Origin of the sequence: Nitrospira lenta (assembly GCF_900403705.1) — a bacterium.
Taxonomy (GTDB): domain Bacteria; phylum Nitrospirota; class Nitrospiria; order Nitrospirales; family Nitrospiraceae; genus Nitrospira_D; species Nitrospira_D lenta.
Window position 1 is genome coordinate 248,325 of record NZ_OUNR01000016.1, and the last position, 25,671, is coordinate 273,995.

The 25,671-nt window shown below is 57.9% G+C and carries 26 protein-coding genes and 1 pseudogene; 17 read left to right on the top strand and 10 right to left on the bottom strand.

The features are described from left to right. The first annotated feature begins 33 nt into the window (after positions 1 to 33). On the top strand, positions 34 to 528 hold the full coding sequence (locus NITLEN_RS10925) for a hypothetical protein (protein WP_121989646.1): 495 nt from the start codon (positions 34 to 36) through the stop codon (positions 526 to 528). Between the two features lie 21 nt (positions 529 to 549). On the opposite strand, the gene NITLEN_RS10930 is transcribed toward NITLEN_RS10925, so the two are convergent. Further along, the gene (locus NITLEN_RS10930) at positions 550 to 765 is read right to left on the bottom strand and encodes a hypothetical protein (RefSeq protein WP_121989647.1); all 216 of its coding nucleotides are present in this window, start codon (positions 763 to 765) and stop codon (positions 550 to 552) included. Between the two features lie 132 nt (positions 766 to 897). On the opposite strand from NITLEN_RS10930, the gene NITLEN_RS10935 reads away from it, so the two are divergent. The 4 genes from NITLEN_RS10935 (at position 898) to NITLEN_RS10950 (ending at position 2,117) form a co-directional block, all read left to right on the top strand. After that, a complete protein-coding gene (locus tag NITLEN_RS10935) occupies positions 898 to 1,254 on the top strand; it encodes a PilZ domain-containing protein (protein ID WP_121989648.1) in 357 nt (118 codons plus the stop codon). 2 nt (positions 1,255 to 1,256) lie between these two features. Next, positions 1,257 to 1,583: a PilZ domain-containing protein gene (locus NITLEN_RS10940; RefSeq protein ID WP_121989649.1), complete on the top strand. Its 327-nt coding sequence runs from the start codon at positions 1,257 to 1,259 to the stop codon at positions 1,581 to 1,583. 65 nt (positions 1,584 to 1,648) lie between these two features. Next, positions 1,649 to 1,852, top strand: coding sequence for a hypothetical protein (locus tag NITLEN_RS10945; protein ID WP_121989650.1), 204 nt, complete (start codon positions 1,649 to 1,651; stop codon positions 1,850 to 1,852). A 4-nt stretch (positions 1,853 to 1,856) separates the two neighbouring features. Then, positions 1,857 to 2,117, top strand: coding sequence for a type II toxin-antitoxin system RelE family toxin (locus NITLEN_RS10950; protein WP_121989651.1), 261 nt, complete (start codon positions 1,857 to 1,859; stop codon positions 2,115 to 2,117). A gap of 7 nt (positions 2,118 to 2,124) precedes the next feature. On the opposite strand, the gene NITLEN_RS10955 is transcribed toward NITLEN_RS10950, so the two are convergent. Continuing rightward, positions 2,125 to 2,685 carry an NUDIX hydrolase gene (locus NITLEN_RS10955; protein ID WP_121989652.1) on the bottom strand — a complete coding sequence of 187 codons (561 nt, stop codon included), beginning with the start codon at positions 2,683 to 2,685 and terminating at the stop codon, positions 2,125 to 2,127. Positions 2,686 to 2,714: 29 nt separating this feature from the next. On the opposite strand from NITLEN_RS10955, the gene NITLEN_RS10960 reads away from it, so the two are divergent. After that, entirely contained in the window at positions 2,715 to 3,890 is a 1,176-nt protein-coding gene (locus tag NITLEN_RS10960; RefSeq protein ID WP_121989653.1) for a THUMP domain-containing class I SAM-dependent RNA methyltransferase, read from the top strand. Between the two features lie 116 nt (positions 3,891 to 4,006). Here the strand turns inward: NITLEN_RS10960 and NITLEN_RS10965 are convergent, their stop codons facing one another. Then, on the bottom strand, positions 4,007 to 4,555 hold the full coding sequence (locus NITLEN_RS10965; protein WP_121989654.1) for a hypothetical protein: 549 nt from the start codon (positions 4,553 to 4,555) through the stop codon (positions 4,007 to 4,009). Positions 4,556 to 4,845: 290 nt separating this feature from the next. Here NITLEN_RS10965 and NITLEN_RS10970 point away from each other — a divergent pair, with 290 nt between their 5' ends. After that, positions 4,846 to 5,232: a DoxX family protein gene (locus tag NITLEN_RS10970; RefSeq protein WP_121989655.1), complete on the top strand. Its 387-nt coding sequence runs from the start codon at positions 4,846 to 4,848 to the stop codon at positions 5,230 to 5,232. Positions 5,233 to 5,294: 62 nt separating this feature from the next. Further along, complete coding sequence (locus tag NITLEN_RS10975; protein WP_121989656.1) at positions 5,295 to 5,645, top strand: hypothetical protein; 351 nt, start codon at positions 5,295 to 5,297, stop codon at positions 5,643 to 5,645. A 43-nt stretch (positions 5,646 to 5,688) separates the two neighbouring features. Here the strand turns inward: NITLEN_RS10975 and NITLEN_RS10980 are convergent, their stop codons facing one another. From NITLEN_RS10980 to NITLEN_RS10990, 3 genes are read right to left on the bottom strand one after another with little or no spacing between them, the layout of a single operon-like run. Next, a complete protein-coding gene (locus NITLEN_RS10980) occupies positions 5,689 to 8,820 on the bottom strand; it encodes a multidrug efflux RND transporter permease subunit (protein WP_121989657.1) in 3,132 nt (1,043 codons plus the stop codon). After that, positions 8,817 to 11,933: an MdtB/MuxB family multidrug efflux RND transporter permease subunit gene (locus NITLEN_RS10985; protein ID WP_121989658.1), complete on the bottom strand. Its 3,117-nt coding sequence runs from the start codon at positions 11,931 to 11,933 to the stop codon at positions 8,817 to 8,819. The genes NITLEN_RS10980 and NITLEN_RS10985 overlap by 4 nt, the downstream gene beginning before the upstream one ends. Beyond that, positions 11,930 to 13,168: an MdtA/MuxA family multidrug efflux RND transporter periplasmic adaptor subunit gene (locus NITLEN_RS10990; protein ID WP_121989659.1), complete on the bottom strand. Its 1,239-nt coding sequence runs from the start codon at positions 13,166 to 13,168 to the stop codon at positions 11,930 to 11,932. The genes NITLEN_RS10985 and NITLEN_RS10990 overlap by 4 nt, the downstream gene beginning before the upstream one ends. Positions 13,169 to 13,530: 362 nt before the next feature. Between NITLEN_RS10990 and NITLEN_RS10995 the strand changes: the two genes are divergently transcribed. Both NITLEN_RS10995 and lon read left to right on the top strand, forming a co-directional pair. Further along, on the top strand, positions 13,531 to 15,492 hold the full coding sequence (locus NITLEN_RS10995; protein ID WP_146216166.1) for a hypothetical protein: 1,962 nt from the start codon (positions 13,531 to 13,533) through the stop codon (positions 15,490 to 15,492). Between the two features lie 152 nt (positions 15,493 to 15,644). Continuing rightward, entirely contained in the window at positions 15,645 to 18,041 is a 2,397-nt protein-coding gene (gene lon, locus NITLEN_RS11000; protein WP_121989661.1) for an endopeptidase La, read from the top strand. 110 nt (positions 18,042 to 18,151) lie between these two features. Here lon and NITLEN_RS11005 read toward each other — a convergent pair whose 3' ends face one another. Together NITLEN_RS11005 and NITLEN_RS11010 are read right to left on the bottom strand one after the other, a co-directional pair. Further along, the gene (locus NITLEN_RS11005) at positions 18,152 to 18,688 is read right to left on the bottom strand and encodes a hypothetical protein (RefSeq protein ID WP_121989662.1); all 537 of its coding nucleotides are present in this window, start codon (positions 18,686 to 18,688) and stop codon (positions 18,152 to 18,154) included. Next, positions 18,667 to 18,864: a hypothetical protein gene (locus tag NITLEN_RS11010; RefSeq protein WP_121989663.1), complete on the bottom strand. Its 198-nt coding sequence runs from the start codon at positions 18,862 to 18,864 to the stop codon at positions 18,667 to 18,669. The genes NITLEN_RS11005 and NITLEN_RS11010 overlap by 22 nt, the downstream gene beginning before the upstream one ends. A gap of 273 nt (positions 18,865 to 19,137) precedes the next feature. On the opposite strand from NITLEN_RS11010, the gene NITLEN_RS11015 reads away from it, so the two are divergent. Together NITLEN_RS11015 and NITLEN_RS11020 are read left to right on the top strand one after the other, a co-directional pair. Continuing rightward, the gene (locus NITLEN_RS11015) at positions 19,138 to 19,470 is read left to right on the top strand and encodes a type II toxin-antitoxin system RelE/ParE family toxin (protein ID WP_181416802.1); all 333 of its coding nucleotides are present in this window, start codon (positions 19,138 to 19,140) and stop codon (positions 19,468 to 19,470) included. Beyond that, positions 19,457 to 19,768, top strand: a complete 312-nt coding sequence (locus tag NITLEN_RS11020) for an XRE family transcriptional regulator (RefSeq protein WP_121989665.1) — start codon at positions 19,457 to 19,459, stop codon at positions 19,766 to 19,768. The genes NITLEN_RS11015 and NITLEN_RS11020 overlap by 14 nt, the downstream gene beginning before the upstream one ends. Before the next feature lie 17 nt (positions 19,769 to 19,785). On the opposite strand, the gene NITLEN_RS11025 is transcribed toward NITLEN_RS11020, so the two are convergent. Both NITLEN_RS11025 and NITLEN_RS17885 read right to left on the bottom strand, forming a co-directional pair. Next, positions 19,786 to 20,358, bottom strand: coding sequence for a GDSL-type esterase/lipase family protein (locus NITLEN_RS11025; RefSeq protein ID WP_245924434.1), 573 nt, complete (start codon positions 20,356 to 20,358; stop codon positions 19,786 to 19,788). Positions 20,359 to 20,592: 234 nt separating this feature from the next. Continuing rightward, positions 20,593 to 20,811: a hypothetical protein gene (locus NITLEN_RS17885; RefSeq protein WP_146216167.1), complete on the bottom strand. Its 219-nt coding sequence runs from the start codon at positions 20,809 to 20,811 to the stop codon at positions 20,593 to 20,595. A 71-nt stretch (positions 20,812 to 20,882) separates the two neighbouring features. Here NITLEN_RS17885 and NITLEN_RS18565 point away from each other — a divergent pair, with 71 nt between their 5' ends. From NITLEN_RS18565 to NITLEN_RS18310, 5 genes and pseudogenes are all read left to right on the top strand, one after another. Continuing rightward, a complete protein-coding gene (locus NITLEN_RS18565) occupies positions 20,883 to 21,014 on the top strand; it encodes a hypothetical protein (protein WP_281267803.1) in 132 nt (43 codons plus the stop codon). A gap of 220 nt (positions 21,015 to 21,234) precedes the next feature. Beyond that, positions 21,235 to 22,179, top strand: coding sequence for a HamA C-terminal domain-containing protein (locus NITLEN_RS11030; protein ID WP_121989666.1), 945 nt, complete (start codon positions 21,235 to 21,237; stop codon positions 22,177 to 22,179). Between the two features lie 29 nt (positions 22,180 to 22,208). Then, positions 22,209 to 24,758 (top strand): DEAD/DEAH box helicase, encoded by a 2,550-nt coding sequence (locus NITLEN_RS11035; RefSeq protein WP_121989667.1) that lies wholly within the window; start codon positions 22,209 to 22,211, stop codon positions 24,756 to 24,758. 81 nt (positions 24,759 to 24,839) lie between these two features. Then, positions 24,840 to 25,049, top strand: a pseudogene (locus tag NITLEN_RS18700) (DUF1810 family protein); the annotation flags it as partial. A gap of 110 nt (positions 25,050 to 25,159) precedes the next feature. Continuing rightward, positions 25,160 to 25,462 carry a DUF1810 family protein gene (locus NITLEN_RS18310; RefSeq protein ID WP_121989669.1) on the top strand — a complete coding sequence of 101 codons (303 nt, stop codon included), beginning with the start codon at positions 25,160 to 25,162 and terminating at the stop codon, positions 25,460 to 25,462. Positions 25,463 to 25,671 lie beyond the last annotated feature (209 nt).

Consider the following 25,671-nt stretch of genomic DNA (forward strand, 5'->3'; position numbering starts at 1 on the left):
TGTGCAAGTCCATTTAGAACGAGGAGGAACACCATGGCCCCTCAGGCGACTGTGATCGTGCCTGCCCGAGCGCAGCACTTCGCGCAATCCATCCTCATCGCAGGAGCCGCTGCGGCAGCCTTACTCCTCGCCGCAGGCATCGCTCGCGCAGAAAGCCAATCCGTGCCCTGGGAATGCTCGACCTATGATGGTGAGGCACAGACTCGCTGTTTGAACATGTTCATCGAGTTGCAACGGGAAGAGATCGGAAAACTAAAAGGGCAGCTTCAAGCTCAACAAGGCGCCGTCGAGCAGCTCAAACAGCAAAGCGATCGGCAGGCAGCCGCCACTGCGGAGATGCAACGGCAAATTGCCGCCCCACCGGCTATTATTCCAGCAGCCCCCTACAGCGCCTACACCTATGCCTATCCGCCGGCTCTTGGACTCGGTCTCTACCTGGGTCGCCCAGGATTTTACGGATATCCCAACTACTACGGCCCTCACATCTATTGGGGACCGCGGTACTACCGCCATTGGGGCCGGCGCTGAACATCAACGCATCGCAGACGGCTACGGCTCGTTTTTCGCCGACACGGAGTACAGCCGCACAAGCACCAGTCCCGCGCCGACGGCAATGAGCAATCCCGCCGCTATCCGTACCTCCATCGAAATCGGAGCGACCAGCAGATGATAGAGCTGCGGAAGCGCTCCTGGACAGACCACCGCCAACCCCAGCGCCAGCACATGGCGCCCTAAATAGATCGGCTCTCCCGGTTTTCTCTTCATAGCCATGATTCCTCAACCGTGAACGTGAGATGCTCTCGCACAGATGAGCGTTTTCATTGACATTCCACCCCCTGCCACATAGCCTTCATAAAGAATCACACCGGACCAGTGAACAGGAAATCGTTTTCCACGATGCGATCACTTACACCTCAATCTAAGCGTGAACGGGAAAAGGACGAATTACGCCAACAAACCCGCTATCGCGTCGAATTCCCGATCACAAGCACCGGCGACTGTATCACCACAGGTACCGTGTACAACCTCGGCCTGGGTGGATGCAAGATCATGAGCGCCGCACGAGTCACCTTGGAAATAGGCGCCATCCTCAAACTGGAACTCCATCCGCCCAAGCTCGCGCCGATCTCTGTCCATGCGGCCACCGTCCGATGGACCATGGAAGATGATTTCGGCGTCGACTTTCTCGGCATGCAGGAATCAGATCGAGATCGATTGGCGCAATTGATTGAGCAGCTATCAGAGGAGTCCTGACAATGGTCACCCGGAAGTTTCCCCGATTCCCGACGTCAATCTCGAGCATCCTCGTCCAGCGGGATCGATTGAAGTATAACGCCGCGCTTCGCGATGTTTCCGTCAAAGGCTGCCGAGTCGAAAGCGTCATTAGACCGTTTACCGGCATGCAATTAGAAGTCTCCCTGCAACTTCCCGGCGAAGCCTCCCCGATCACGATCACGAATGCCGCCGTGCGCTGGACCGGCTCGCATGGCATCGGTATTGAATTCCTTACCATTGCGCCCCCGCAACTCGAACGGCTCACTCAATTGATCACTAAGCTCTCATCCGCCACGCACGCCGCCTAAGCCTTATCCGCTCTCACCACGCAACAGTTGCAATTCTTCCGAGCAAGTCCGTATCCTCACGCATTATGGATTTGCCTCAGCTCACGCCTCAACAGTTAAAAGAACTTGTTCAGGGCTTCGTCGATGATCGCATCCGTGAACTCATCGGCGACCCGGACCTCGGATTGTCATTGGGGGACGCCTTGCGATCGCGCCTGAAAGAATCCCTCGCCGGCAGCGACCGGCTCTCCGGCGACGACGTCGCCGACCGGCTCGGGCTGCGCTGGTAACGCCATGGCCTGGTTCCGCCTCGCCTTCCGGCCAACCGTCATCCAGGACCTGACACCGGTCGATCCCGCCATGGCTCAACGGCTCTTCGACAAAACAAAATGGATCGCATCGAACGTCGACAACCTGCGCCACGAACCGGTCGCGCCGGACCTGCCGGGCCTGTCGAAATATGCTGTCGGGGATTGGCGGATTTTTTATTCGATCGATCGCGCCGACTCGCTCGTAGACATCCACGCCATCGTCCCGCGCGCCCTACTCCGGTAGGTAACGGTCATAAATCAGGAACCGGCTCAGGCGGCATCCGATCATTCACGCTCGCCAGATGCAGCGAAAACTGTCCGTCCTCCGCATCCTTCACATAACGGCGAAGGGCTTCAGTCACCACGGGAAAGGCCATGCCATCCCATGGAATCGCATGGCGGGGAAACAGGCGAACTTCCAGGCTTTCCGTGCCGACTCCAAACTCCGGCGTGAGCATCCGTCCACGGAACACCATATAGACCTGCCCGATATGCGGCATACTGAGCACGGCATAGAGCGCCGTAATCTCCACATCCGCCAGCGCCTCTTCCTTCGTCTCCCGGGCTGCCGCCTCTTCTGTCGTCTCCCCGATCTCCATAAATCCGGCCGGAAACGTCCAGAGCCCCAGCCGCGGTTCAATCCCGCGCCGGCACAACAAAATCTGCCCCTCCCACTCGGGAATACAGCCAGCGACAATCTTGGGATTGTGGTAATGAATAGCGTGGCAATGGTCGCACACATAGCGCAACACATTATCGCCGGCTGGGATCTTTTGACTGACCGGGGCCCCGCAGGTGCTGCAGAATTTCACGGCAGGCTCTTTCTCATTAGGTGATCAGGATGGATAACACAAACTACCGTTGCTTTGCACCCTGTCCACGCGGCCTCGAAGCGTTGCTGCAGCAGGAATTGGCCGCCCTCGGGGCCACCGATCTGCGCCCGACCGAAGGCGGCGTCGGCTTCTCCGGCACCCTCGCCATCGTCTATCGGACCAATCTCGAAAGCCGCATCGCCAGCCGCATCCTTCTGGAAGTCGCGCAGGTTTCCTATCGCAACGAACAGGATATCTACGCCGCGGCCTCCGCCCTCCCCTGGCCGCAATGGTTCCAGGCCTCGCGCACCATCAAAGTCAAAACCAGCGCGCAACACTGTCCGCTCAAAAGCCTCGACTTCGTCACCCTGCGTATCAAGGATGCCATCTGCGACACCTTTACGAAGCTGAAGGGCGCCCGCCCCAGTGTGAATTCCAATCGCCCGGACATTCGCATCGACGCCTTTCTCGATGCCACTCAGCTCACGCTCTATCTCGGAACCACCGGGGACTCGCTCTTCAAGCGCGGCTTCCGCGAGTCCACCGTCGATGCGCCATTACGCGAGAATCTGGCCGCCGGCATTGTCCAACTCACCGGCTGGAACGGGACCACGCCACTCCTTGATCCCCTCTGCGGCGGCGGGACGATTCCACTCGAAGCCGCCATGCTCGCCAGAAACATAGCCCCCGGCCTGGGTCGGCGCTTCGCCTTTGAACTGTTTTCGAATTTCGACGCGGCCCTCTGGAAAACCGTCCAAGCTCAGGCCCACGCCAAACAATTGCCCGCCAGTCCAGCTCCCATCTATGCCTCTGATCGGGACGCCCGCGCCGTACAGACCGCCAAAGATCAGTTCATCCGCGCAGGAGTCGCCGACAACATCGCACTGAGTCAAACAGATCTCTTCGACCTCACTCCGCCGCAAGAACCGGGCATCATCGTCATGAATCCCCCCTATGGCGTCCGGCTCGGAACCCAAGCCGATCTGGACGTGTTCTATCCCAAACTCGGCGCCTGGCTGAAAACCCGTTGCGTCGGCTGGCGCGTCTATCTGTTTACCGGCGACCTCCGCGCCCCGAAGCTCATCGGCCTCGCTCCCACCAAACGCACCCCTCTCTTCAACGGCGCCATCGAATGCCGCCTCTACGAATTTATCATCGTCCAAGGCGGAGCACGGCGCCGACTCACCGCACCAACACAGACCTGACGCCGCTCGACAGTCCAACCGTCGCCCGTCTGTGCGATTGACGCCTCTGCATGAAATCGACCCCTGATGTGTAAGCGGCTGCCCGGCGGCAGCCGCCTCACGACTCTCGGCTCTGTCTAGCTCTTGCAGCGAGGATCTTTATTCTGCAGCGCCGCGATCTGCTGATCATCGATCGGTACAGGCGCGCAGCCGTGTCCTTTTTCACAAACGAAATCGAACTGGACAGCCGGCTGGTGACAGCTCATGCACTTCACACCCTGAAAATTCACGGTCTGGTCTCCACGGCTTGCGATCTTCGTCCCCTGGCCGGTGAGGTCGAGGTGAAAAAACTCCCACCCGTTCGTCTCGGGGAATTTCTGTTTCGGGTGCTTCACCATCGCCTCATCCGGCAAGAGCTGCAGGAAGGTGCCGACGGGATACTCCTTGTTCGGCACACTGTCTTTGAAAATCCGCACAGCGTCCTTGAGCTTCTGGGGATCCGCATGCGTGATATAGGTATTGCGAACCTTCGTCCATTCCTTAATGCAGCCGAATGAATGTTCTGACACCGTGAGATCCGCGGCATAGAGGCCGGACACCATCACCAGCCCCAGTCCCATGGCGATGAGACTGCGTGACCAAACCGCACGAGTGAACGGCAACAGCGAGATCATGAGATGACGCATGAGAAAGCTCCCTTCGCGTGAAGTGAACAGCATGGCAGGCCGAGCTGCCCTATCGCGCACAGCATTATAGACAGGATGGCGCACAGAAAGCGTGGCAGAAACCTGCGGGCAGGGACTGCATGGCTGGTTCGACTCCTTACCCGCTGCCAAACAATAGTGCGACAAGCCTGCGTCCCGATTCGCCAGCACTCGATTCTCCTCGTTGACACATTCTGCCTAACTGCGTAGGCTGTCCCCACTAAGCACCCTGTCTCGACTGACAGTCTCACCACGTTTGTGAGGAGGACACGATGCCGCCATTTATGCAGAATTATGCTCCGCACACCTATGCGCTCATGCGCATCGTCACCGGGTTTTTATTTCTCTGGCACGGAACGCAAAAGCTGCTGAGTATCCCGCTGCCGCCGCCCCCGATTCCGCCCTTTGTGATCTATGTAGCCGGTCCTATTGAGCTGATCGGCGGCATCCTCGTGATGATCGGACTGTTCACCGGATGGGCGGCATTTCTCTGCAGCGGGCTCATGGCCTTCGCCTATTGGATGGTGCATGGATCGCAGGCGCTGCTTCCCATTCAGAACGGCGGCGAACTCGCAGCCCTCTATTGCTTTATCTTCTTGTTCATTTCGTCGCAGGGATCCGGCATCTGGAGCCTAGACGCGGCCAGAAAATCCGCGTAGCGACATACTAGGACGGGCGATGATCAGCACGAAGCCTGCCTGGAACTGGGCACCGTCATAATATGGAACTGGCAACGAAGTCGGATGCCGAGATCCTGGCGATTGCGAATCCGCTCATGGACAATCTCATGGAGGCCTCGACGGCCATCGACCATGCTCGCCACGTGAGGGATTTTACCGAGCGTTTGAAAGCGATCGTACAGAAAGACTACCTAGAACACGTCTGCCGGCAATATCAGCGTGAAAAGGGATTCTTTGGCGCCAGAGTAGTCGTCGCCATTTTCCGCCGTCCAGACTCCATCGCCATTGTCTGGAGGCAGCAGTTCACCAAAGTCCCAGGCGACTACGTTGCCGAAATGGTCCTCGTCCAACAAGACGCCCGGTACTTGGTCGACCATGTGATGGTCTTCTGACTTCCGCGCTCCGGATCTCCCTATCGCGCCGGCGCGCCGCCGCTTAGCCTTGGACGTCCGGCAATTGCGTGCCCGAAGAAAGCGGCCTGTCCGCCTCCCGACCTCTGCGCAATCGCGCAAACCGCAACCGCACACGATCGAGATAGAGATAGATCACCGGCGTCGTATAGAGCGTCAGTAACTGGCTCACGAGGAGTCCGCCGACAATGGCAATGCCGAGGGGCTGCCGCAATTCCGACCCAACCCCCGTCCCCAACGCCAGAGGCAACGCGCCGAACAGCGCCGCCATCGTGGTCATCATGATCGGCCGAAAGCGCAACAGGCAAGCCTCGTAGATCGCCGCCTCCGGAGTCTTCCCCTCTTTACGTTCCGCCTCCAAGGCGAAGTCGATCATCATGATGGCGTTCTTCTTGACGATACCGATCAAGAGAATGATCCCGATCAGCGCAATCATGCTCAGCTCCGTCTTGAACAGGAGCAACGCGAGCAGCGCGCCCACTCCGGCGGACGGCAGCGTCGACAGGATCGTCAAGGGATGGATGTAACTCTCGTAGAGAATCCCCAACACAATGTAGACCGTGAGCAGCGCGGCGAGGATGAGAAACGGCTGATTGTTGACGGAGGCCTGGAAGGCTTTGGCCGCGCCTTGAAACGTGCCCTGGACGCCGGCCGGAAGCCCCATTTCCCGCGTCGCCTTTTCAATCGACTGAACCGCATCGCCCAGCGAGGCTCCCGGAGCCATATTGAAGGACAACGTCACACCGGGGAATTGCCCCTGATGGTTGACCAACAGCAGCGTATTCGTCGGTTCATAGCGCGTCACGGCACTGAGGGGCACCTGCGCCCCCGTCGGCGACCGCACATAAATTTCCTGCAGCGTCGAGGGGTGCTGCCAATATTGCGGAGCGACTTCCATAACGACGTGATACTGGTTGAGCGGCGTATACATGATGGAGACCTGCCGCTGACCGAAGGCATCGTAGAGCGTATCGTCGATCAGTTGGGGACTGATCCCCAGCCGGGAAGCCGTGCTGCGATCGAACACCACGAGCGATTGCAACCCCTTGTCCTGCTGATCGCTGTTCACATCTGTAATTTCAGGCAGCGTGCGCAACTGCCGCTCAACCTTGGGTGCCCAGGTGTTCAGCTCGGCCAGATCGACGCTTTGCAGCGTATATTGATATTGGGCGCTGCTGGCGCGTCCACCGATACGCAGATCTTGAATCGCCTGCAGCACGGTTGGGGCGCCCGTCACTTTCGCCAGCTTGGGACGCAGACGGGCAATCACCTGATCGACGCTGATCTGCCGCTCTTCGAGTGGTTTCAGCGAGATAAACATACGGCCGGCATTGGTGTTTCCGCTGACGCCGCCGCCGCTGAATCCCGTGACGGTGTCCACGGCTGGATCGCTCTTAATGATGTCCACGACCTCAGTAAGTTTCTGCCGCATGGCCTGAAATGAAATATCCTGCGCGGCCTGAATATTCCCGAACATGCGCCCTGTGTCCTGCTGGGGGAAAAATCCCTTGGGCACGATGGTGTACAGATAGATACTGAACGCCATTGTGGCCAGGGTCACGACGAGCATGCTGCGCGGATGGCGGAGGACCCAGCCGAGACTTCCCGCATAGCCGCGGCGCAGACGTTCAAAGAACCATTCGCTCATCCGGTACCAGCGCCCATGGGGCTCGCCGGTCTCCGCTTTGAGTACGCGGGCGCACATCATCGGCGTCGTAGTCAGCGACACGACCAGCGACACAAGAATCGCCACGGAGAGCGTGACGGCGAATTCGCGAAAGAGCCGTCCCATCATCCCCCCCATGAAGAGAATCGGGAGGAAGACGGCCACCAGCGAGATGGTCATCGAGAGTACGGTAAAGGTGATCTCGCGCGCGCCGCGCAGCGCCGCTTGCATCGGCTCCATCCCCTGCTCCCGGTACCGGCTGATGTTCTCCAGCACGACGATGGCGTCGTCCACAACGAACCCGGTCGCAATCGTGAGGGCCATGAGCGACAGATTGTCCAGGCTATAGTCCAAGAGATACATCACGCCGAACGTACTGATCAGCGAGACCGGCACCGCCACACAGGGAATGAGCGTGGCCCGGATGTCCCGAAGAAACAGAAACACCACCAGGATCACGAGGCAGACTGAGATCGCGAGCGTCCGCTCGACATCGTGCAACGACGCGCGAATGACCGGGGTGCGGTCCACCACCACCTTCAGCGTCATGCTCCCTGGGATCGACGCTTCCAATTGAGGAAGGATGGCCCGCACACGGTCGACGGTTTCGATGATGTTGGCCCCCGGCTGCCGGTTGATGATAATAAGCACCGCCGGGACGCCGTTCGCCACACCGCTCGTCCGCAGATCCTCGACCGACTGCTCGACCGTCGCGATGTCCGAGAGCCGCACGGCCCGCCCTTCCCGGTAACTCACGATCAGGGGCAGATACTCTTCCACCGTATGGAGCTGATCGTTGCTCCGCACCTCCCAAGTCCGTTTTCCGTCGGACAACTGTCCCTTGGGACGATTGACGTTGGTGCTGCTCAGCATCCGGCGGACATCCCCGAGTCCGATCCCGTAGCTGTTCAATGCGGTGGGATTCAGATCGACACGAATCGCCGGAAGCGAGCCGCCGCCCACCGTCACCTGCCCCACGCCCTCGATCTGCGAAAGTTTTTGCTGAAGAATGCTGGAGGCGACATCGTACATGCGGCCCCGGCTGACAAGATCGGACGTCAGCGACAGGATGAGAATCGGCGCGTCGGCCGGATTGATCTTCCGGTAGGTGGGGCTGTTCGGGAGGGTCGTCGGCAGTTCGCTCCGTGCCGCCATGATGGCGGCTTGGACATCGCGCGCGGCGCCGTCGATATTGCGGCTCAGGTCGAATTGCAGCGTGATATTCGCCGACCCCAGCATGCTCGTGGAGGTCATCTCCGTCACGCCGGCGATGCGGGTGAACTGATGCTCCAGCGGAGCCGCCACCGAGGTAGCCATGGTTTCGGGACTGCCGCCCGGCAGCGTAGCCGAGACATTGATGGTCGGAAACTCTACCTGCGGCAGCGCGGCAACGGGAAGGAAGCGGAACGCGACGAGACCGATGAGCGTGACGCCGACGGTCAATAAGGTGGTGGCGACCGGACGGCGAATGAACGGCGCCGAGATGTTCATAACATTCCCGGGGTAAGCGCCTCTGCGGTCGATGGTTCCGGCCGCCCGTTCCGGATGCGCCGCGCCAATCGGTCGAATGCCAGATACACCACCGGCGTCGTATAGAGCGTCAGCACCTGGCTCACAATCAGCCCACCGATAATAGCGACTCCGAGCGGATGCCGGAGCTCCGACCCCACTCCCGAGCCGATCGCCAACGGAAGCGCGCCCAACAGCGCCGCCATCGTCGTCATCATGATCGGCCGGAAGCGCAACAGACAGGCTTCGTAGATCGCCGCTTCCGGGGTCTTTCCCTCTTTACGCTCCGCGTCCAACGCAAAGTCGATCATCATGATGGCGTTCTTCTTGACGATGCCGATGAGCAGAATGATGCCGATCAGGGCGATGACGCTGAATTCAATTCTAAAGAGCATCAAGGCCAGCAACGCGCCCACGCCGGCGGAGGGCAGCGTGGACAGAATCGTGAGCGGGTGGATATAGCTCTCGTACAAAACCCCAAGCACGATATAGACCGTGACCAGCGCGGCAAGGATCAGCCAGACTTCATTGGCCAGCGACGCTTGAAAGGCCTGTGCCGTACCCTGAAAACTTCCCCGAATACTGACCGGCAGATTGATCTCCCGTGAAACGTCCTCGATCGCGGAGACCGCATCGCCGAGCGATTTCCCCGACGCAAGATTGAACGACACCGTCACGACGGGAAACTGTCCCTGCCGGCTGATGGCCAGAGGGGTCGTCGTTTCGGAAAACTGCGTGAATACATTGAGCGGCACCTGTCCGCCGGTGATCGACCGGATATCGAGAAACTGGAGCGACTGCGGCCCGGTCTGAAATTCCGGCATCACTTCGAGGACAACGCGATACTGGTTCAGCTGCGTGAACATCGTGGACACCTGCCGTTGTCCGAACGCATCATACAGCGTGTCAACGATGAGTTGTGGAGAGATTCCGAGCCGCGAGGCCGTGCTGCGGTCGATCACCAGCAACGAAGCCAGTCCGCGATCCAGCTGATCGCTGCTGACATCGCGCAATTCCGGCAGCGCCTGCAACGCCGTCACAAACGCAGGCGCCCAGCGGCTGAGCTCTTCGGGGTCCGCATCTTCCAGCGTGTATTGATACTGCGTCCGGCTGATCCGATCTTCTACGGTCAAGTCCTGCATCGGCTGGAGGAACAGCGACATTCCCTCCACATCGGCTACCTGCGCCTGGACCCGGTGGATCACATCCTGGACGCTCAGACCCCGTTCGGCCATCGGCTTCAGGTTGATCTGGATGCGCCCGCTGTTCAGCGTGGTGTTGGTCCCGTCCACGCCGATGAACGACGACAGGCTGGCGACGGCCGGATCGGCCAGGATCGTGCGGGCCAACGCCTGTTGCCGCTCGACCATTCCGCTGAACGAGATCGACTGTTCCGCCTCGGTGATGCCCAAGATCGCCCCGGTGTCCTGTGCCGGAAAGAACCCCTTGGGAATGACGATATAGAGCACGATGGTTAGGACCAGCGTACCGGCCGCCACCACCAGCGTGGCCGATTGATGCTGCAACACCCGGCGCAAGGTCCGGCCATAGGCTTCGATGGTCCGATCGAACAGCTGCTGAGACGCGCGATAGAACCGGCCCTGATCCGTCGCCGGCCGGTGGCGGAGCAATCTGGCGCACATCATCGGCGTCAACGTCAGCGAGACCACGGCCGACACGAGAATCGTGGCACTGAGCGTGATGGCGAATTCGCGGAACAGCCGGCCCACCACATCGCCCATGAAGAGGAGCGGAATCAGCACGGCGATGAGCGAAATGGTCAAGGAGAGAATGGTGAAGGCAATCTGTTTCGACCCCTTGAGGGCCGCCTCCAGCGGCGACTCGCCTTCTTCGATATAGCGCGAGATGTTTTCGATCATGACGATGGCGTCGTCCACGACAAAGCCCGTGGAGATCGTGAGCGCCATCAGGGTCAGATTATTCAGACTGAACCCCATGAGATACATCACCCCGAACGTGCCCACCAGCGACAGCGGAACCGCCGCCGCGGGAATGATCGTGGCCGAGAGGGTTCGCAAAAACAGGAAGATCACCAGAATCACGAGCGCCACGGCCAGCATCAATTCGAACTGCACGTCACGCACCGACGCCCGGATCGACGTGGTGCGGTCAGTCAACACCGTGACCTGAACCGCGGACGGCAATGCGCTTTGCAGTTGCGGCAGGAGGGCCTTGATCCGGTCGGCCACGTCGATCACGTTGGCGCCGGGCTGCCGCTGGATATTGACGAGAATCGCCGGCTGCTCATTCATCCACGCCGCCTGCTTCGCATTTTCCACATCGTCGACGACATCGGCCACATCGGACAGATGGACCGGCGCGCCGTTGCGATAGGCCACGATCAGGGGCCGGTAGTCGCGGCTCGACAGCAATTGATCCGTCGCATTAATGATGGAGGCCCGGCGGGGACCGTCGAACGCGCCTTTGGCCTGATTCACATTGGCGGCGGCCACGGCAAACCGCAGATCCTCCAGCGTCAGTCCATAGGCGGACAGCGCGCGCGGGTTCGCTTGGATCCGCACCGCCGGGCGCTGCCCTCCGCTGAGACTGACCAGCCCGACACCGGCCAGTTGCGAGATTTTTTGAGCCAGCCGCGTCTCGGCCAGATCTTCGACTTGCGATAGCGGCAGGGTCGCGGAGGTCAAGGCGAGGGTCAGAATCGGAGCATCCGCCGGATTGACCTTGCTATAGATCGGGGGATTGGGCAAATCCCGAGGAATCAACGTCGCAGCCGCATTGATCGCGGCTTGTACCTGCTGCTCGGCGATATCGAGATTCAAGTCCAGACTGAATTGCAGCGTCACGACCGAACTGCCGCCAGAACTCGTCGAGGTCATCTGGTTCAGCCCGGGCATCTGGCCGAACTGTCGCTCCAACGGCGCGGTCACGGAGGAAGCCATGACGTCCGGGCTGGCGCCGGGATAAAACGTCACCACCTGGATGGTCGGATAATCCACCTGGGGCAGCGCGGAAACCGGCAGCAGACGATAGGCCAAGGCACCCGCGAGGACGATGGCCACCATCGATAAGGCCGTGGCCACCGGCCGCAGGATGAACAGACGGGAGGGATTCACGAGGCCGAACCTCGCTTCGGCCGTTCCGGTCCAGCGGGAGCAGCGGGCGCGTCCGCCGGTTTTGCCGGAGCGCCTTTCTGATTTCGGACCTCGACCTTGCTGCCTTCGCGCAGCTTCTCGGTCCCGTCCACGACGACGATGTCATCAGGAGCCAGGCCGCTGTCGATGGACTGATCGTCACCTTGGGCCGCCCCCACCCCCACCGCCCGGACCGCGACCGTCTGGTCTTCCTTCACCACATAGACGAAGGTACCCTTCGAGCCCCGTTGCACCGCCGCCGCCGGCACAATCGTGACGCCATGTTTGGTTTCCAGTAACAGCCGCGCATTGACGAACTGATTGGGGAACAATTGCCCGTCTTCGTTCGGGAACACCGCTTTGAGTCGGACCGTGCCGGTATTGGAATCGATCTGATTGTCGACGGTAAGCAACCTGCCGGTCGCCAGTTTTTTCTTCTGTTCCCGGTCATACGCTTCCACCGGAAGCGGCTCACCGGTGTGCAGCCGCGCCATAACGGCCGGCAGATTGTCTTCCGGAATCGTAAAGACGACGGTGATCGGCATGAGCTGCGTGATGACCAGAAGGCCGTTCGCGTCGTTCGCCCGCACCATGTTGCCCGCATCGACCAGCCGCAACCCGATCCGTCCGTCGATGGGGGAAGTAATGCGGCTATACACCAGTTGCAACTTGGCATTATCGATCTGACCCTGATCGGCCTTCACGATTCCTTCCAGTTGACGCACCAGCGCCTGCTGCGTATCCAGCTGCTGCTTGGGAATGAAGCCCTGTTTGAACAAATCCTTATACCGTTCCAGATCCAACTGCGCGTTCGTGAATTGCGCCTGATCGCGCGCCATCTGCCCTTGCGCTTGCGTCAACTGCACGTCGAAGGGGCGCGGATCGATCTCCGCCAACAGATCACCCCGGCGGACGAGCTGCCCTTCCTGAAACAACACTTTCATGAGCTGCCCGTCGACGCGACTTTTGACATTCACGGTATTGAGCGGCACCACCGATCCGAGGCCGTTGAGGTAGATCCCGATGTCGCCAGTTTTGGCGGTTGCGACGGCCACGGGGAAAGTACGAGCCCCGCCGCCCGGTGCCTGTCCGGCCCGCGACGGCTCCTCGCCCGACTTCGCAAGCAGCGCGTACCCGGCGAATGCCAGCAGGCAAGCAGCCACGAGACCGATGACCCAGCGTTTGACAATGGTGGCGAAACGAATAGATTCCGACATAGTGTCCTTCTCGTCTAAACCTGATCAATCAGCCGGTGCTCCGGCGACCGGGAGCCGGACAGGCTTGGTTCCCTCACGGCGAAAAGAGGCAACGCGCTCTCACGGAACAGTATAATCAACCGAAGCCTCGATTTACATCGTTTAACCAGAACCGGCGCGGGAAACCGAACGCGCTGTCTGTAGAGCCTCCGCCCATCACTGCGCGCGGCAACCGGCATCTGAATGCAGAGTGCCGCAGAATCTTTGCCCTGGCTGTGCTAAGTTACCCGGTCATGGTGGCGTTCGGATTCTCTCAACATCGAAATCCTCACAGGCTGCGCCTGCGCAGCCTTGCGGTCGCCTCACTTCTCTTGTGGACCACCGTGACCGGCTGCCAGATGCTGGCCTTCAAACCACCCACGCCTGGGATGACGTCCAAGAGCCGTCTCTACACCTCCGTCGTGGATCGACTGGCGCCGATGGTGCAACCGGACATCGAAAAGCAACAAGGCCCTCAACAAACCCGCGTGCTCGCCACCCATGCCATCGGTCGCGATGTCCCGGCGCGACATAAACGGCGGATCGCACTCCAAAGCCTCACAGATCCTTGGGCCGGTTTTGCATCACTGGAGCATCAGGGGCTTCTGATGGCTGACCTGGCCGCAGGCGGCGTGGAGAATGTGCCGGCGCTGCTTGATGTGATGGAAGCCGCCGCCGACCGCACCTCCGAATACTTCAAGCCGATTCCCTTCCCCGGCACGACCGCCCAGAAGGATATCGTGACGTTCCTGACCGACACGTTAGAGGATGCGGCCATTCAGCGGGAAAAGGCGCTGGCGAATCTCTCCGACGATGAGCGGCGGTTTCTCTTCAAACATGCCCGTACAGTGGCCGATCAGTTTGCGCCTCGCTCGAATGAGCCGGTCCAGGAGCGTGCGGCCCGCCGCAAGCTCGATGCGGAATTCGCCCGGCTCGTGGATGAACAGCTCGACTATGCCTCACTCATCGCAGCAGCGCAGACCGTGGCCCGGCTGGGCAACGAGAACGTGCTTCAGCGCCTGGCGCTGACCTTTCAACATCACGCTCCGGTTCAACAGCCTCCCCCCGGCATCACCGGGGACGTGTTGTTCGTGCAGCAGACACGCGCCGGCTTGATTGTCATCGGCGGAGCAGGCGTCAACACCTACGACCTGGATCGCCGCGCGCTGCTCGTCATCGATCTCGGCGGGGACGATACCTACCACGGGAACATCGCGTCTTCCGGCGACATCGACCACGGCATCGGCGTGGTGATCGACCTGGCCGGCAATGATACCTACACGAGCGACCCGCTTGGGCTGGCCACTGGCCGGCTCGGTGTCGGACTGCTGGTCGATCTGGACGGCGACGACGTGTATCAGCTCGATCAAGGCTCCGGCGGCACCGGCTTCGCCGGCATCGGGATGCTCTTCGACCGGAAGGGCAACGATGTCTATATGGGAAACCGGTTCACGCAAGGCGCCGCCTTCGGAGGGCTGGGCCTCCTGATCGACCTGGCCGGCAACGACCGGTATACCAGCCACGCCTTCGCCATCGGATTCGGCGGGCCCTTGGGTATCGGCGCGGTCATCGATCACACCGGCAACGACGTCTATCAATGCGGCGACAAATATCCCAGTCCCTTCAATCAGCCGGATGCGCCCACCGCCAAGCCGGATGACCCAGCCTATCAATATCTCTGCTTCGGCATGGGCAGCGGCGCCGGTCTGGATGGAGGGCTGTCAAAAACGGATGCTCAACTCCCGATCTTGGCCGGCGGACTGGGCTACCTCATCGATCTCGAAGGCCAGGATCAGTATCGCAGCGGCACCATGGCCCAGGGGTCCGGCTACGACTTCGGCGTCGGAGTCGCCCTCGATCTCGACGGCGATGACACCCGCACCGGAGGGAGAACCAGCATCGGGGCCGCCGGTCACTATGGCGTCGGCCTGTTCGTCGATGCCCAGGGCACCGACCGCTATACGTCGTCGGGGCCCAAGCACACGTTGAGCACCGCACACGACCGCAGCGTGAGCCTGTCCATTGACGCCGGATCCAAATCGGACACCTATGACTTCACTCGCAGTACCGGACTGGGAGAGGCCGACAGCGAATCGTGGGCCCTCTTCATTGATGAAGGCGGAGTCGATCACTACCAGGGTCTGGCCGGTTTGGGCCAGGGCAGCAAGGACAGCCTGGGACTCTTCTTTGATCTCGCCGGCATCGACACCTATGACACTCCACAAGGGACGCCCGCGACCGCCGCATCCGGCCGCGGCAATGAACGGACCATCCGCGCCGTCGGCAGCCTGTTTCAGGATCGCTGAATCGGCCGCGCCACCCCGCCCCTGTCTACTCGCATCGAGATCCGGCCATCTTCCCAGCGGCCCTTGACTTGCCCGATCCTCGACCTATCTCTGTGTGCAGACGCTCACCCATTGTGTCTCTGCTCAGGGATGAGAGAGAGAAAGGACTCAATATGGATAGCGAGACCAAAGTGTTGACCCTTCCCGTATTACCTATCAAGCGAACGGTCTTATTCCCCGGCGTCATGATGCCCCTCACCGTCGGTCGCGCCCGATCGATGGCGGCGGTGCAAGCCGCGATGAAGACAGAAGAGAAGATGATCCTGGTCGTGGCTCAGCGCGACTCGCAGACTGAAGAACCGGGCCTCAACGACCTGTACACCATCGGCACCAAGGCGATCATCAAGCAGATCGGCCAATCCTCGGAAGGCGCGATTCATGCGTTTGTCCAGGGCGTCGACCGCGTGGCGGTCATCGAAGAAACTCAATCGGCGCCCTATGCCATCGCGCGGGTCCGGTCGCTGGACCGCCCGTCAGAAACCGGCACGGAAGTGCAGGCCATGCATCGGGCGATTCAAGAACTCGTGCGGGAACTCCCGCGCGTGATCCAAGCCCCTGGCATGCAAGAGGCCAGCGAGGCGTTGAGCCATGAAGATGACCCGGTGGCCTTGGCCTATCGCGTGGCCTCCCTGGTCAACCTCAGTGTGGCGGAAGAGCAAAAACTGCTCGAAAGCACCGCGACACTGGATCTATTGCGCGCACTGTACGTGGCCTTATCCAAAGAGATTCAGATCTTACAGCTCCGTGACAAAATCACGAGCGATGCGCAAGCCAAGATCGGCAAGAGCCAGCGCGAATACATGTTGCGTGAGCAATTGAAAACGATCCAGCAAGAGCTGGGCGAAAACGACGATGATGACAACGAGATCGCCCATCTGAAGAAGCAAGTGGCCGAGGCGGATTTGCCCGACCATGTGCGGAAGGAAGCGGAGCGCGAGCTCAAGCGGCTGGCCAAAGTGCCGCCGTCATCGGCCGATCACCAGGTGCTCCGCACCTATCTGGAATTGGTGCTCGAACTGCCCTGGAAGAAAGCCTCGGCGGATGCAATTGATCTGGCAACCGTCCGGCAGGTGCTCGAAGAGGATCACTACGGCATCACGGAAGTGAAAGAGCGGATCGTGGAGCATCTTGCCGTCTTGAAACTGAATCCATCGGCCAAGGCGCCGATCCTCTGCTTAGTCGGCCCTCCGGGTGTCGGCAAGACGAGCTTGGGCCAATCCATCGCCAGGGCCATGGGCCGGACGTTCGAACGGCTCAGCCTGGGCGGCGTGCATGATGAAGCCGAACTGCGCGGCCACCGCCGCACCTATGTCGGCGCGTTGCCGGGCCACATTATTCAAGCCGTCCGGCGGGCCGGGGTGAATAATCCGGTGCTCATGCTCGATGAAGTCGACAAGATGGGGCGCGACTTCCGCGGAGACCCGGCTGCTGCGCTCTTAGAAATCCTGGATCCGGCGCAGAACCACACGTTCCGCGACCACTATCTGGATCTCCCCTTCGATTTGTCGAAGGCGTTTTTCATCACGACGGCGAATACGCTGGACACGATCAGCCAACCCTTGTTGGACCGGATGGAGATCATCCGCCTGCAAGGCTACAGCGAACATGAGAAAGCGGAAATCGCCCGGCGCTATCTCTGGCCGCGACGGTTGAAGGAAGCGGGCTTGAATGCCGAGCAGGCGTTGCTGTCGGACGAGGTGTTGAATCTCGTGATCGGCCGGTACACGCGCGAAGCCGGTGTACGCCAGCTGGAGCAGATGCTCGGACGGTTGACGAGAAAAGTATCCTTGGCCTTTGCGGAACTCCCAGAGGGCCAAGAGCGTCAGCCGGTCACCATTCGCCAGGACATGCTGGATGAATGGCTCGGCTCGGAACGGTTCATGCCGGAAGAGGCGAGAAAGAATCTGCCTCCCGGTGTGGCGACGGGATTAGCCTGGACACCGGCGGGAGGCGATGTCCTGTATATCGAAACCACGCTGTTGCCCGGCAGTCATGAACTGACGCTGACGGGACAGTTGGGCGACGTGATGCAGGAATCCGCCAGAGCGGCGCGGAGCTACCTCTGGTCGCATGCCGAAAGCATGGGGCTGGATATCTCCAAGTTCAAGCGGAACGGCGTGCACATCCATGTGCCGTCCGGAGCGATTCCGAAAGACGGCCCGTCAGCCGGCATCACGATGGCCACGGCGCTTGCCTCGTCCTACGTGGGCAAAGCCGTCCGCAGCGACACGGCCATGACGGGAGAGATCAGCTTGAGCGGATTGGTGCTGCCGGTCGGCGGCATCAAGGAGAAGGTGCTGGCGGCCCATCGAGCGGGCATTAGGCGGATCATTCTGCCGAAGGCCAACGAGAAGGATCTGAAAGAAGTGCCGCAGGAAGTGCGCGACCAGCTCACGTTCATTCCGGTGGAACGGATCGAAGAAGTTCTGCCGGCGGCCTTCAATCAGGACATCCCTGCAGCCCCACCGGCTGAACGGGATGAGCCACTCGCCACCTCGACCGTCTCGTAACTGCAAGAGGCCCCGGGGAGACCCGGGGCCTCCATTGTTGCATCAGCACCAGATCAGACATCCCCAGAGGAGCAGTCAATTAACCACGCGTATTCCCGTATGTCATGCCCCTACACATCCGAAAGACCTAGTACCGCTTTCCACTGCTCCACATAGGTCCAGTCAATATGCAGATCGGCCTCTCGCATATAGATTTTCTCCAAATCAGCGCGATCCTGTAACCGACCTGCCAGAGTTTTTAAGACAATCAGATCCTCAATGGCCAGAACCGGGACCGGGAGCGATCCAAAGATCACCGTGCGTGTACGTCCCAATGCCGTCCTCAGATACTCAGAATCCGCCAACAACAAATCGACAAGAATTTCTTGATCACGGCGAATGCCCACGATTCGCCAAATCGAGAGATTCCGAAGCACCATCGGTGCGGGATAGATCACCGTGGAATCAAACAACGGCGATACAAGAGACTGCAGCGTATCCCGGGACGGCTGATCGAGCAGAATGAGGAGATCGATGTCCGTCGTAGCCCGAGGCTCAACCAATGCGCTGTACGCCCAGCCTCCCGCGAGAGCATAGGGCACACCACGACGATTGAACTCGGCGATGAGGTCGGAAAGGGCTTGAATTAGGATCGGCCCTGCCGCCATGCCTGCTCTTTAGCCAGTCGGATCTCGTGCATCACCTGCACGATTCCCTGGCCCTGCGGATGGGTTTGCGCAAGCATCGCTTGGCGCAAGGTTAACCCTAACTCGGTGAGTTCGGTGGTCTTACGCAGATTGTCAGCAATCCGCTCGGCATCGGGATGTGTCGCAACTTGTGGCATCAACACGCATCCATGAAAGGAAGAAATCTACACGAGAGTCTACTAGACGACTCACAGAGGCGCAAGAAAGAAGACCGGACTACATGATTGAATAAACAACCTCACCGGCTGAACGAGATGGGCCACTGCCACATCAACCGTCTCGTAACTGCAAGCAACCCCGGCGGAACGCCTGGCCCCCTCCTTCCCCTCGTGCCTTCCAGCTAAAGTCAAATTCTCTGATGATTGTGCCGCCCTCTTGCCAATGTCCTAATTCTGAGACATACTGCGCCTGTGAAGTCGATCACCTTTCACCCGAAAGCCCTGGCATTTATCCGTGACCAGTCGCCATTGCTCAAGCGTGAACTAGGTGAAGCACTCCGAGACCTGCAGAAAGGCATCAGCATAGGCCTTCCACTGAGCAGACCAATGCCTTCTGTCGCATCGGGAGCGCATGAGCTCAGAGTGCGAAGCACGACAACCACGGTTCGAGTATTCTACTTTGTAAAACTGGCTGACACGATTCTGGTGTTTCACGGATTTCAGAAGAAGACGCAGAAAACACCGGCACACGAAATTGCACTCGGCCAACGGCGTTTACAGGAGATGGTTGATGGCAACGACTAGAATCAGCAAACGAGTGACGGTACGGACAGCCAAAGACCTTGGGCAGGCGCTGGGTTTGTCAGTAGCGGACACGGCCGAAATGGAGTTTCGGTCCGACCTCACCGTCGCACTGGCTAAGATCATTCAAGCTGGCCAGCTAACCCATGCAGCGATTGCAAAGAGTGCGGGCACATCAAGAACGCGGGTAACGGCGATTGCAAATGGAAATACCCACGGAGTCTCGACTGATGTGCTGATTCGAGTCCTTGCAGCGACCGGTCATCGGGCTGAAGTCCGGGTCAAGAAAGCTGCGGCGTAATCAACCCACCCCTTCCCTCACTCTCCCAGCAATACCTTGAGCTGAGGTTCCATGCCTTCGGCCCAGACTTGATAGCCCTGTTCATTGAGGTGAAGCAGATCCGGCATGAGGTCTCGCTTGAGTCGTCCGTCACGATCCAGAAACAGGTGGTCGAGATCGAGATAGAATAGGTGCTGACCGTCGGCGAATCCACGGAGACGATCATTGATCGATCCGTTCACGCGCCGCAGGGAATCACTCGAAGTTGCACCACGTGGGAAGATGCCGAGCAGGAGAATCTTGGTCGCCGAAAGCTTCGCACGGAGCAACGTCACAATCGCTTTTATCCCGGCAACCGTCTCCTCCGGCGGGTCTTCTCTTGTCCCCGAGTTGTTCGTGCCGATCATCACCACCGCCACCTTCGGGTGGATGCCGTCAATCTCTCCATGCTGCAATCGCCACAAGACCTGCTCAGTCCGGTCACTGTTGAATCCCAGATTCACCGCCCGGCGATGGGCATAGTAGCGCTCCCACACCTGCCGCCCCTCGTCGCCCCACCCCTGCGTGATGGAATCGCCGATCATGAGCAGATCGACAGATCCCTGTCGCACGCGTGCCACATTGCGTTCATGTTGAGCCATCCACCAGTCGGCAGTCTGTGGAGCGGGAACGACAGCGGGTACTTGTCGATCAGCGGAAAGAATAGTGGCAGCCGGAAAGATGAATGCGCTGGAGAGGATACAAAGAAGAAGGACGCAGGCGGATCGGACATAGCTCGTCATGAGAGCCAACTGTACCAGATTCACGTTGGCAGGTCAGCAAGCGCTGAGAATGCAATGCGCCGATCAGTCAGGCTTGGGCCGTTGATAGCGAAGCGAGTAGTGCCCGCATTTCATGCAGACGACTTGGAACGGCGGAAGAGCCGGATCGTAGGCCTTGTGAATGTAACCAGGCGGCACCGTCGAATCGGGGTAGCCTTGGTTGCGCTGAGAGTCGAGCTCCCTCCCGCACTGGCCATTCGCACAATTCACAGTGAGTGACACGATAGGAGCATTTGTAGACATGACCGCACCATAGCAGGGTCATCGGGCCAAATGTAAGGGGTGCCGGTTTCCAAGGATGTCAGAAGGCCAGAGTGCGCGACGAACTCACCGTCATTCCAGTGGAACGGATCGAAGAAATCCTGCCGGCGGCCTTCAATCAGGACATTCCCACAGCACCATCGGCGGAACCGAATGAACCGTTAGCGACCTCGACAGCCTCGTAATCTTACTAGGGCCTAGCGAAGATTCGTGGCAATCACACTCCACGGCTGTTCTTTATTAACAAAATAAGATGGAATAATCCAAATTCCCCCTCTTATGTACACGTGATTAATCCTAGAATTAAGCGTATTCTTCGACGCTATAAATTAGCAGGAACACTAGTTTATCTTGAGTCTTCACCCAAGAACACAGGATAGACGGTCACGTTTCGTGAATAGATGTATGACTACTGACACAAAAGCATCTCCCCTCTTCGATCTCGACAAATATCTTTCAGCAGCCCGAGACAAATATGACAAGTGCCTTGATGTGGTTGAACACAAGGAAATCATTAGTGGCATTAACGTCACCACAAGGCTTCATCATCTTAAATTTAATGGAAACTGTCAGCCCGCCATTGATGTCCTAACAGGCTACCTCTATGGACGGATCATCGACTATTGCCTTGCCATGAAGAATCGCCCTGCACTCATGACTTCTGAAGAAGCGGCCATGTTTACGAAGGAGGCTAAACGGCTTTTCATAAATCCTACCCCAAAGCCGGATGATCCAGACAAGACAGGAGAAGCAGGCGAGATCCTATTATATTTCCTGTTGGAGACAGTGCTCGGCGCTCCACAAATCGTCGCCAAGATGGATCTCAAGACAAATCCGAAGTTGGAGAGCCACGGTTCTGACGGAATTCATATGAAGTGGAATGAGCCTGAAAGTATGGTTGACCTTTATTTTGGAGAATCTAAACTATACCAAGATGTTGGCCAAGCCATGACTGCTGCATTAGCCAGCATTAGAGATTTCCACGATAAAGACATATTCCAACACGAGTGCAAGATGGTCACCAAGCATTTCAAGTATGCACAACCGCAAATTCAGCATGCGGTTGCGGAACTCTTTGATTCAGGGAAGCCGGGAATTGGAGTAAGAGTCAATCACGCGTGCCTAATTGGATACAATTGGGCTGAGTACGGGAAGTTGCCTTCCTTGGCTCAGCAAAAACTCACCGAGGATTTCCGCGCTCGCTATCTTGCTGACGCACCAAGATTGCACCAGCTGCTACAGACGCGCTTTGATACTTGGTCCAAAAAAAACCTCCGATTCGAAGTTTTCTTTCTTCCATTTCCAACGGTTCAGAATTTTCGAGATGCATTCAATAAGGAACTAACGTGACGACTTCATAGATTAATTTTACACAAAACATGCCAATTGAAGAACAAACATCTTTTACTGCTAACTTTCGCAAGCTTCTCCTAGCTGACCTTTCCCTTCAACTGCCTGGCAGCCCACTTAGCTCAAGTGATGGCTATGTTCTTACTGAGCATGAGGTCTTTGCACTTCTCAGCCACGCATCAATACTAGCTATATCCTCAGCAGCAGAAGATCGTGCCTTGGCCTATGAAACAACAACACGGCTGATTGAAACCTTACAAAATAGTATACCGGCCGTAATCGCGTGCACAGATATAGTCTTGTCCCGCCTAGGGAATTTCCCAGGAAGAAAACTACTTCGAACAAGATATACATCCACACCCGAGAACCCTCCCCACGTCCCCGTTCTTCTCGCGTTAGAACGAGCTGCCCGAGAAATTGAAAATTCCGTCTTTGCACCAGACGGCAGTGGAGTAGCACTCACAGACTTCCAGTTTGACCTATTCTCCTCTCTAGACAACTCAGGAACAGTCAGTGTTTCAGCCCCAACTTCAGCAGGAAAGAGCTTTGTTCTCGGCTTAGACCTTGTCCGAAGATTACGAAAAGGAGATCGCGCGAATATCGTATATCTCGTCCCCACCCGCGCTCTAATTCGTGAGGTCACGCTTAAAACTCGGGTTCTACTTAGGCAAGCTGGGCTTGAGATGGTTCCTGTTCGAACTGTGCCATTTCCCGTTGACCAAGAAAAGGCACCGCATGGAGCAGTGTATGTACTCACACAAGAACGACTGGTGAGCCTACTGCATTCCTCACGTGGAAAAGCTTGGATCACAAGAATCCTAGTAGACGAGGCCCAAGGGATTCAGGACGATGCACGAGGCATTATTCTGCAAAGCGCGGTAGAAATGGTGATACGGCAATTCCCGACTGCTGAGGTACATTTTGCCAGTCCGTTGGTTAAAAACCCCAGTTATCTACTCTCCCTATTTGGCAGGAATGAGGGAGGGCGGTCGATCTCAGAAACTGTGTCACCCGTATCTCAGAATATAATCCTGGTTTCTGAGGTCCACAGGAAACCCACACAGGCCAATTTTGAGTTATTAGCAGATCATGACCGAATCGCACTTGGCGTTCGCGATCTCGGCTTCTCTTTCAGAGGAACCATACATAAGCGGCGATCGAAATTTGCACAAGCCATCACAAGGGCTGACGAAGCTACCTTAATCTATGCTGATAACCCTTCTGGCACTGAGGAAGTCGCCCTAGCACTAATCGAAGGGCTCGGAGAACCTCATGATGTTGATCAAGAGATCCAGCAACTTATTGAATTCATTCGAGTCGAAGTCCACCCGGATTATCCTCTGGTAAAAACACTTCCGCATGCAGTCGCTTTTCACTATGGCTTCATGCCATCGATTGTACGTGCACAAATTGAAGAGCTATTCAGACGCGGGAAAATAAGGATAGTCTGTTGCACCAGCACGCTCCTGCAAGGTGTGAATCTGCCAGCTAGGCACATAGTGATTGAGAATCCCCATCGTGGACAGGGCAAACCAATGACACGGCAAGCTTTCCTAAACCTGGCAGGCCGTGCGGGAAGGCTAGTTTCAGAATTTCATGGAAACATTTGGTGTCTTACACCAGCCAAGTGGGACGTGCCTTCATACCAGGGAGATAAGCTCCAAGATATTGCATCTTCCATGAATGAAGTGATGAGCGATGGGGGAACTGCCATCCAACGCCTCCTCGCAGGACAAGCAGATCCGGATGAAATTGATTTAGCCGAAGCAGCTTTAGGAAAGCTCTACTGCGATTTCACAATGGCAGGAAAAAGCCTTGCTCAGTCAGAATACAAAACGCAGGACAATCAAGCCATGCTTTCGGAGACTGACCGACGATGCGCTGCAATTGTTGTGACAATCCCTCGTGAAATCATAGACGCCAATCGTTCCGTGCGACCCGACCGACTGCAGGCGCTGTACTTGCACATGAAGTCTCAGCCTGACCCTACTGTACTACTTCCATTGAAACCAGGCGCTTCAGGTTCGAATCAGCGCATGGAAGAAATCATCCTGCAAACCCAGAAATATTTAGAAGGAACTGATACTGAGAGCAATGCCAGCTATAAATTCTACAAGATGCTTGCCACTCGCTGGATCTACAATATGCCTCTCGGCCAAATTATTAGGGAGCACCTTGCACACCTCCGCAAAAAAGGGGACTCGCGCTCGAGTTCAGTAATAATTCGAGACCTTCTCAAAACATTGGAAAGGTATATCCGTTTTCGACTTGTAAAACATTACATGGCTTACACCAGCCTGCTAGCTCTGGTCCTGAATGAGGCAGGGCAGACGGAGCAGGCCAAAGCGGTTGAGCCTTTCCACGTTTACCTAGAATGCGGTGCTTCAGATAGATCAGCACTTAATCTTATCGCACTAGGACTTTCCCGAGCGACAGCACTCGCCTTGTCCAGTGCAATTAATCTTCCAGAAGAAGCGTCCCCTGAAGACTATCTCAATCAGTTGAATAACTTCGATCTTGAACAGACAGGAATTCCAGGATTGTGCATTCGCGAAGTCAGAGAGCTTCTTGGCATATAGATCCAGAGAGATAAAAGGTCTCGGAACCATTTCATTGCGCTGGACGAACCCAAGGAAGAAACCGGATCGCGGGCACAACCCATGACCGACAAGTACAATCTTCACCGCTTTCTCGACGCGCAAGAGCGCGTCTATGACACAGTCCTTCATGAACTTCGAGCCGGGAGAAAGTCGAGTCACTGGATCTGGTTTATCTTTCCTCAGATCGCAGGACTTGGTCACAGTGGAATGGCGCAGAAATTCGCCATTGACTCCCTCGACGAGGCCAAGGCCTATCTGCAACACCCTGTCCGGGCCCGCAATATTCACGAAAACTTCTACTGCAACCGCCGATACACCGCTACGACAAGCCTAACGGCGGGCGGACTCGCCGCTCAGTCAGTCGACATACTGTTTCAAGTATGCCTCCCTTCTTCGCAGCTCCGCGCGCCCGTCTCGCATGGTGTCTTGGCGGTTTCGTCACGAACTCTCGTGAATACTGCGGGCTGGGTCCCAGGCTCAGAGCATGTACGCAGCTTGTTCTCAACGTGGAAGGGCGCAGCGCTGAAGAGATCTTCTCCTACCCGGACAATCTTAAATTCCGCTCCTGCATGACCTTGTTCATGACCGCGACCACCGACAACACAATCTTCAAAGATGCTCTTCTTAAATACTTCGACAGCAAGCCTGACACCTTGACCCTCGACCTCCTGGCACATCGATAGCTTTCGTCCTCCTCTCCCAAGTGCGGCGTAGACGACACCCCGTCTGCGACTTGCACGAAGGCGCTTGACCTCCTAACCCTTTTCTCACTAAGGGGCTGGGGCTCAATGCGAACGTCGCCGGAGGAGCGGGGCCCCATCGAGGGTCCGCTAAGAAGGGAAACGGAAACTGACCGAGTCTGCGAGGGAATTTCCGAAGGCTGCCGCTTAGC